The sequence below is a fragment of the Neisseria sp. P0009.S007 genome (genome assembly GCF_051962515.1).
Window position 1 is genome coordinate 1 of record NZ_JBQCVF010001285.1, and the last position, 236, is coordinate 236.

Annotated in this window: 1 protein-coding gene; it reads right to left on the reverse strand. The window is 57.6% G+C overall.

The window, feature by feature from the left end; translation table 11 throughout:
- A partial coding sequence (locus ACTHS3_RS18635) for a pseudouridine synthase (protein WP_440368892.1) occupies positions 1–236 on the reverse strand: 236 nt, incomplete at both ends.

The following is a 236-nucleotide window of genomic DNA, read 5'->3' on the forward strand; positions in this document are numbered from 1 at the left end:
TCGCTGCACGGATGACGCAGGTTGCCGTAAACAGGGTCGGCGGCAAGCGGGTGGTTGGCTTCGCGCATATGGACGCGGATTTGGTGCGTCCTGCCTGTTTCGAGCGAGCATTCGATGTAGCTGTGGGCAAGATAGCGTTCCAACACTTTGACGTGGGTAACGGCAGGTTTGCCGCCGAATTTAACGACCGCCATTTTCAGGCGGTTGTGCGGATCGCGTCCGATTTGGGTTTCGAT